The organism is Citrobacter sp. CK188 (genome assembly GCF_030333525.1).
GTDB lineage: Bacteria > Pseudomonadota > Gammaproteobacteria > Enterobacterales > Enterobacteriaceae > Citrobacter_B > Citrobacter_B koseri.
The window spans coordinates 22,533-28,919 of sequence record NZ_JAOWFU010000025.1 but is presented as its reverse complement, the minus strand read 5'-3'; the positions used below and the strand labels follow the sequence as shown (position 1 = coordinate 28,919).

At 52.5% G+C, this 6,387-nt stretch carries 8 protein-coding genes and 1 rRNA gene; 1 reads left to right on the top strand and 8 read right to left on the bottom strand.

Annotated elements, in window-relative coordinates:
* Positions 1-20: 20 nt before the first annotated feature.
* A 16S ribosomal RNA gene (locus tag OGV67_RS04360) occupies positions 21-1,562 on the bottom strand.
* Between the two features lie 155 nt (positions 1,563-1,717).
* On the bottom strand, positions 1,718-2,032 hold the full coding sequence (locus OGV67_RS04355; RefSeq protein ID WP_147294113.1) for a hypothetical protein: 315 nt from the start codon (positions 2,030-2,032) through the stop codon (positions 1,718-1,720).
* Here OGV67_RS04355 and OGV67_RS04350 point away from each other — a divergent pair.
* Entirely contained in the window at positions 2,031-2,585 is a 555-nt protein-coding gene (locus OGV67_RS04350; RefSeq protein WP_112001470.1) for a gamma carbonic anhydrase family protein, read from the top strand. The two genes, OGV67_RS04355 and OGV67_RS04350, sit on opposite strands and share 2 nt — an antisense overlap.
* Here the strand turns inward: OGV67_RS04350 and OGV67_RS04345 are convergent.
* The 6 genes from OGV67_RS04345 to dprA are packed head-to-tail and all read right to left on the bottom strand — an operon-like array spanning position 2,561 to position 6,353.
* On the bottom strand, positions 2,561-2,818 hold the full coding sequence (locus tag OGV67_RS04345; protein ID WP_047460863.1) for a DUF1488 family protein: 258 nt from the start codon (positions 2,816-2,818) through the stop codon (positions 2,561-2,563). The two genes, OGV67_RS04350 and OGV67_RS04345, sit on opposite strands and share 25 nt — an antisense overlap.
* A complete protein-coding gene (gene aroE, locus OGV67_RS04340) occupies positions 2,815-3,633 on the bottom strand; it encodes a shikimate dehydrogenase (RefSeq protein WP_200003701.1) in 819 nt (272 codons plus the stop codon). The genes OGV67_RS04345 and aroE overlap by 4 nt, the downstream gene beginning before the upstream one ends.
* Before the next feature lie 4 nt (positions 3,634-3,637).
* Entirely contained in the window at positions 3,638-4,210 is a 573-nt protein-coding gene (tsaC, locus tag OGV67_RS04335; protein ID WP_024130998.1) for an L-threonylcarbamoyladenylate synthase type 1 TsaC, read from the bottom strand.
* On the bottom strand, positions 4,203-4,757 hold the full coding sequence (locus OGV67_RS04330; RefSeq protein ID WP_012135414.1) for a DNA topoisomerase family protein: 555 nt from the start codon (positions 4,755-4,757) through the stop codon (positions 4,203-4,205). Before OGV67_RS04330 ends, tsaC begins: the two co-directional genes overlap by 8 nt.
* 26 nt (positions 4,758-4,783) lie before the next feature.
* Positions 4,784-5,257 (bottom strand): DUF494 family protein Smg, encoded by a 474-nt coding sequence (smg, locus tag OGV67_RS04325; RefSeq protein ID WP_024130999.1) that lies wholly within the window; start codon positions 5,255-5,257, stop codon positions 4,784-4,786.
* Positions 5,229-6,353, bottom strand: coding sequence for a DNA-protecting protein DprA (dprA, locus tag OGV67_RS04320; protein ID WP_047460860.1), 1,125 nt, complete (start codon positions 6,351-6,353; stop codon positions 5,229-5,231). The genes smg and dprA overlap by 29 nt, the downstream gene beginning before the upstream one ends.
* Positions 6,354-6,387 lie beyond the last annotated feature (34 nt).

The window sequence follows — 6,387 nt, the reverse complement described above, 5'->3', positions numbered from 1 at the left end:
CAAAGGCAGGTTCTTTAAGGTAAGGAGGTGATCCAACCGCAGGTTCCCCTACGGTTACCTTGTTACGACTTCACCCCAGTCATGAATCACAAAGTGGTAAGCGCCCTCCCGAAGGTTAAGCTACCTACTTCTTTTGCAACCCACTCCCATGGTGTGACGGGCGGTGTGTACAAGGCCCGGGAACGTATTCACCGTGGCATTCTGATCCACGATTACTAGCGATTCCGACTTCATGGAGTCGAGTTGCAGACTCCAATCCGGACTACGACATACTTTATGAGGTCCGCTTGCTCTCGCGAGGTCGCTTCTCTTTGTATATGCCATTGTAGCACGTGTGTAGCCCTGGTCGTAAGGGCCATGATGACTTGACGTCATCCCCACCTTCCTCCAGTTTATCACTGGCAGTCTCCTTTGAGTTCCCGGCCTAACCGCTGGCAACAAAGGATAAGGGTTGCGCTCGTTGCGGGACTTAACCCAACATTTCACAACACGAGCTGACGACAGCCATGCAGCACCTGTCTCACGGTTCCCGAAGGCACATTCTCATCTCTGAAAACTTCCGTGGATGTCAAGACCAGGTAAGGTTCTTCGCGTTGCATCGAATTAAACCACATGCTCCACCGCTTGTGCGGGCCCCCGTCAATTCATTTGAGTTTTAACCTTGCGGCCGTACTCCCCAGGCGGTCGACTTAACGCGTTAGCTCCGGAAGCCACGCCTCAAGGGCACAACCTCCAAGTCGACATCGTTTACGGCGTGGACTACCAGGGTATCTAATCCTGTTTGCTCCCCACGCTTTCGCACCTGAGCGTCAGTCTTCGTCCAGGGGGCCGCCTTCGCCACCGGTATTCCTCCAGATCTCTACGCATTTCACCGCTACACCTGGAATTCTACCCCCCTCTACGAGACTCAAGCCTGCCAGTATCAGATGCAGTTCCCAGGTTGAGCCCGGGGATTTCACATCTGACTTAACAGACCGCCTGCGTGCGCTTTACGCCCAGTAATTCCGATTAACGCTTGCACCCTCCGTATTACCGCGGCTGCTGGCACGGAGTTAGCCGGTGCTTCTTCTGCGGGTAACGTCAATTGCTGCGGTTATTAACCACAACACCTTCCTCCCCGCTGAAAGTACTTTACAACCCGAAGGCCTTCTTCATACACGCGGCATGGCTGCATCAGGCTTGCGCCCATTGTGCAATATTCCCCACTGCTGCCTCCCGTAGGAGTCTGGACCGTGTCTCAGTTCCAGTGTGGCTGGTCATCCTCTCAGACCAGCTAGGGATCGTCGCCTTGGTGAGCCGTTACCCCACCAACAAGCTAATCCCATCTGGGCACATCTGATGGCAAGAGGCCCGAAGGTCCCCCTCTTTGGTCTTGCGACGTTATGCGGTATTAGCTACCGTTTCCAGTAGTTATCCCCCTCCATCAGGCAGTTTCCCAGACATTACTCACCCGTCCGCCACTCGTCAGCAAAGCAGCAAGCTGCTTCCTGTTACCGTTCGACTTGCATGTGTTAGGCCTGCCGCCAGCGTTCAATCTGAGCCATGATCAAACTCTTCAATTTAAGTTTGATGCTCGTGAATTAAACTTCGTAATGAATTACGTGTTCACTCAGAGACTTGGTATTCATTTTTCGTCTTGCGACGTCAAGAATCCATGTCACTTTGAGTGCCCACACAGATTGTCTGATAAATTGTTAAAGAGCAGTTGCGACGCGCTTTAGCGCTCTGTCGCGAGGTGGCGTATATTACGCTTTTCTCTTTCAGAGTCAACCCCATTTTTCAGGATGTTTCTCTTCGTTGTTCCGACCATCTTGTGAAGCGTTTCACTTTGTCGTCTCAACGGAGGCGCATTATAGGGATCCCATTTTTTTGCACAAGCGTTTTTTGGATCTTTTTTGCTGAATGCCTGTTTTTTACCCCTTTCGCTACATTCCTGCGCAATTTGGCTGATTTTTGATACCTGAAACACTTGCGTAGCGCCAATAATCCAACCAAAGTCTTCATTACTGTTCTCTTTCGTTGAGGTAAACATGTCTGACGTATTACGTCCTTATAAGGATCTTTTCCCACAGATCGGGCAACGCGTGATGATCGATTCCAGTAGCGTCGTCATTGGCGATGTTCGTCTGGCTGATGACGTCGGGATCTGGCCGCTGGTCGTCATTCGTGGCGATGTGAACTATGTAGAGATTGGCGCCCGCTCAAATATCCAAGACGGCAGCGTGCTGCATGTGACGCACAAATCCACCACTAACCCGCAAGGTAATCCGCTTATTGTGGGTGAAGATGTCACTGTCGGGCATAAAGTCATGCTCCACGGCTGCACTATCGGCAACCGGGTTCTGGTTGGCATGGGGTCCATTCTGCTGGATGGCGCGGTAATAGAAGATGACGTCATGATCGGCGCTGGCAGCCTGGTGCCGCAAAACAAGCGCCTGGAAAGCGGCTATCTGTATCTGGGGAGTCCGGTGAAGCAGATCCGTCCGCTAAGTGACGAAGAGAAATCCGGGCTACAGTACTCCGCAAATAACTATGTGAAATGGAAAGATGAATACCTGAGTCAGGACAGCCAGACCCAACCCTGATCGTCTTCTTGCTGGGACTGGATCAACGCTTCCGCTTCTTCTTCCAGATCCCAGCGATGTTCACAAAAGTCTGCCAGCCACCGTTCTGGCGTATCGCCGCCAAAGCGATGCGCCAGCGTGGTTCCCTTGATAGCACACATTAACTGCATCCCATTCACCAGTGCGGGAAAGCTAACGGCCTCAAGGACCGCGTCCCACTCTTCTCTGTCAGGAAACTGAATAGCCTGGTTCATGCCGACAGTTCCTGCTTCAGCGTTGCAATAACAGGTTCCACGTCAGGCAACACACCATGCCAGAGAAACACAGCATGCGCGGCTTGCCCCACCAGCATCCCCAAACCATCGGCATACCGTTTTGCCCCTTGCTCCGCACACCAGGCAAGGAACGGCGTATTTCCCTTTTGATAAAACATATCGTAGCAACAGACAGCAGGATGAATGAGCGATGACGGGATCGCGGGAATATCACCGCTAATTCCACTGGATGTCGCATTGATGATCAGATCGAATTCATGGCCTTCCAGCGCATCAAGACGAAGGGCCTGAACACTGCCGGTATGAGCGAAGATTTGCGCCAGTTCTTCAGCACGGGAAGCGGTTCGGTTCGCAATAGTAACCGCACAATCCATTGATAGCAGCGGTAACAGTACGCCCCTGGAAGCCCCCCCTGCCCCAATCAGCAGGATGCGTAGCCCCGGACGAATGAAAGACAAACGTTCAAGATCGCTCAACAGACCGATGCCGTCGGTGTTATCCCCCAGCAAGCGACCATCATCAAGGCGTTTCAGGGTATTCACCGCCCCGGCAAGCGCCGCACGCTCCGTCAGTTCATCTGCGCGTGCAAACGCTTCCTCTTTAAAAGGAACGGTAACGTTCGCCCCTTTCCCTCCTTGCGCAAAGAAGGCGTTAAGGGTATTCACGAAATCATCAACCGGCGCCAGAACACGCCCATAGAGATGATCTATCTTCAGTTGCTGCGCAAACTGCTGATGAATAAATGGCGACTTGCTGTGCGCAATCGGGTTACCAAAAACAGCATAGGTTTCCATCGTATTACCCCTGTCGAAACAGCTCGCCCGTCAGGGCATCACGAATTTCAGAAGGATTCAGGCGTCCTCCCGTTTCACCCTCAACAACGGGGAAATCCGCGCCAAACTGCGCCCGTACTTCTTCGACCGTGCGGCAGGGAGGCAACCCTGTCAAATTCGCACTGGTGGAAACTAACGGTTTGCCATAAGCCTGGCACAATGAGACCACCAGCGGGTGATCCGTAACGCGAACCGCCAGCGAATCAAAACGTCCCGTCAACCAGCGCGGCGTTGTCGCCGGTGCAGGAAAAACAAACGTCACCGGGCCAGGCCAGCACGCAAAGATCGCTTCTCGTTGCGTATCTGTCAGCATGCTGTCATCAATATATGGCTTAAGCTGCTCAAAATTTGCCGCAATTAAAATGAGGCCTTTTTCAACCGGACGCTGTTTCAATTCCAGTAAGCGGTTGACCGCCGTTTCACTATCAGGATCGCACCCGACACCGAAAACAGCTTCTGTGGGATACGCGATGACACATTCTTTATGCAGTACCGCTACCGCTGCCGCGATAGCGTCTGTGGGCAGGTTATTATTCACTTTGTTGTTCCGCCGGAACCGGCTTTCCACATTGTTTACTGGCGCAAAAGTGCTTCACACCCTGCGCGGTTTTCTTTTCGATGAGTAGCGGATAGTGACATTCAGGACACTCTCCGGCTATCGGTTTGAAGTTAATGACAAACTGACATTCAGGATAGCGATCGCAGGAATGAAAAGTTTTACCATAACGGGAACGCCGTTGAACCAGATGACCTTTTTGGCACTGAGGGCAGGTAATGGCAGTTTCGTCTGGTTTGTCGATCAGTTCGGTATGGCCACACGCGGGGTAGTCACTGCAACCGATAAACATGCCGAACCGCCCCTGCCGCAATACCAGCTCCGCACCACATGCCGGGCAAAACTTCCCCTCCAGAACTTTGACGATATGTCCGTCTGCTGACGATTTCAGCGGACGGACATAATCACATTCTGGATAGTGTGAGCAGCCGAGAAAAGGACCGTGTTTCCCGGAGCGAATAACAAGTTCAGCCCCGCACTGTGGGCAGGGCTCATTTTTATGCACCGTAAACAGTGCTGATTTAGCCATAACAACTCATGCTGAATGAAGATCGATTAATGCAGCATACCTTCATTCACTTCAAAGAGTAATTCTTCCATTTGCTGATACGCATTTTCACAACCCGGAATGTTAAATAAAACCATCAGGATCACCCACTTCAGGTCTTCCAGATCGAATTCTGCGGTATCCAGCGCGAGCACGCGTTCAATCACCATTTCTCGCGTTTCGAGGTTTAGCACCTGAATCTGCTCGAGGAATAACAGAAACCCCCGACAGCTGGCATCCAGTCGATTGCACTCCTCTGCCGTGTAAATACGTACGGAGAGCGGATCGGAAGCCAGTTGCATAGGTTCGGCGAGGCCTTCCTGATAATCAGCAAGCTTTTCCAGCCACAGTAGCGCGTTGTAGATGTCTTCACGGTCAAAGCCAGCGTCGGTAAGATCCCGTTCCAGTTTGTCCTGATCCACACGCAATTCAGCTTCGTTATGGATGTAAGTCTCAAACAAATACATTAGTACGTCGAACATGGCTTGCCCTCCTTAATCGGACATAGCCGCCGGGTACAGCTGCGATCCATCCTGCTAACTCCAGTTCGAGTAGCTGAGCCACTACCTCTGGCACAGGTTGGCCGGCACGTTCAGCGACGACGTCAACAGGTGTTACCTCATCTCCTACGTTAGCCAGGAGCATGGGAAATGGCAATGCTGCGACTTCCTGATCTGGTGAATAAAGTGAATTTTCGGCCTCATCTGGCAGCCAATGTAAGCCGTATTGCAAATTTTCCAGAATATCCTCTGGCGCCGTCACAAGAGTGGCGCCCTGTTTGATCAACCAATGCGGCCCTTCACTGCCAGGGCTGCCTATCGGCCCTGGCAAGGCAAAGACATCCCTCCCTTGCTCCAGCGCACAGCGCGCGGTAACCAAAGAACCGCTTCGTAGTGCCGCTTCAACCACCAGCACGCCTTTGCTCAGACCGCTAATGATGCGGTTTCGTCGGGGAAAATGGTGCGGTAAAGGGAGCGTCGCTAATGGAAACTCCGACACCAGCGCGCCACCGGCGTCTATCAGCCCCTCAGCCAGCCGGGTATGCCGTCGGGGATGGATACTTCCCAGACCGTTGCCCAGCACAGCCACGCTTTTCCCGTTCGCGTTTAAGGCTGCTTTATGCGCAACGCCATCAACTCCTCTCGCCAGCCCGCTGGTAATAGTCACCCCTTTTACGGCAAGACTTTCACAGAACAAACGCCCCCATCGCTCGCCATACCAGGAAGGTGTCCGGCTTCCTACGACGCCAAGCTGGAAGTTCTGGAGACATTCTGGATCACCCGCAACAAAAAAAGCGCCGGGATAATCTGCAATCGCATTCAACTGTGCCGGATAACGCGCGCTGCCGGCCAGAATCAAATGGTGATGAGGTTGCTCAAGCCAGTGCTGCGCGTCATCCAGTGCTTTTTGCGGGACGGTTAAAAAACGTTCCGCTTGTCGGGACGTTAACCCTGCGTTCTGAAGTAAAGTCTTATCAATCTGACGCTGTTGTATGAGCAAATTCGCAATGCTCAACATTGCATCGCCATACAATTCACTCACATGCATCAAACGTAACCAAATTTCGGTACGGGTCATCCTTTATCCCCCTGCCACAAGCTGTCCTGGCAAT

What these genes read in the sequence shown, in the direction of transcription:
- OGV67_RS04345 (WP_047460863.1), bottom strand. Translation starts at nt 2,818, where the DNA reads ATGAACCAGGCTATTCAGTTTCCTGACAGAGAAGAGTGGGACGCGGTC.
- OGV67_RS04350 (WP_112001470.1), top strand. Translation starts at nt 2,031, where the DNA reads ATGTCTGACGTATTACGTCCTTATAAGGATCTTTTCCCACAGATCGGG.
- dprA (WP_047460860.1), bottom strand. Translation starts at nt 6,353, where the DNA reads ATGACCCGTACCGAAATTTGGTTACGTTTGATGCATGTGAGTGAATTG.
- OGV67_RS04330 (WP_012135414.1), bottom strand. Translation starts at nt 4,757, where the DNA reads ATGGCTAAATCAGCACTGTTTACGGTGCATAAAAATGAGCCCTGCCCA.
- smg (WP_024130999.1), bottom strand. Translation starts at nt 5,257, where the DNA reads ATGTTCGACGTACTAATGTATTTGTTTGAGACTTACATCCATAACGAA.
- aroE (WP_200003701.1), bottom strand. Translation starts at nt 3,633, where the DNA reads ATGGAAACCTATGCTGTTTTTGGTAACCCGATTGCGCACAGCAAGTCG.
- OGV67_RS04355 (WP_147294113.1), bottom strand. Translation starts at nt 2,032, where the DNA reads ATGTTTACCTCAACGAAAGAGAACAGTAATGAAGACTTTGGTTGGATT.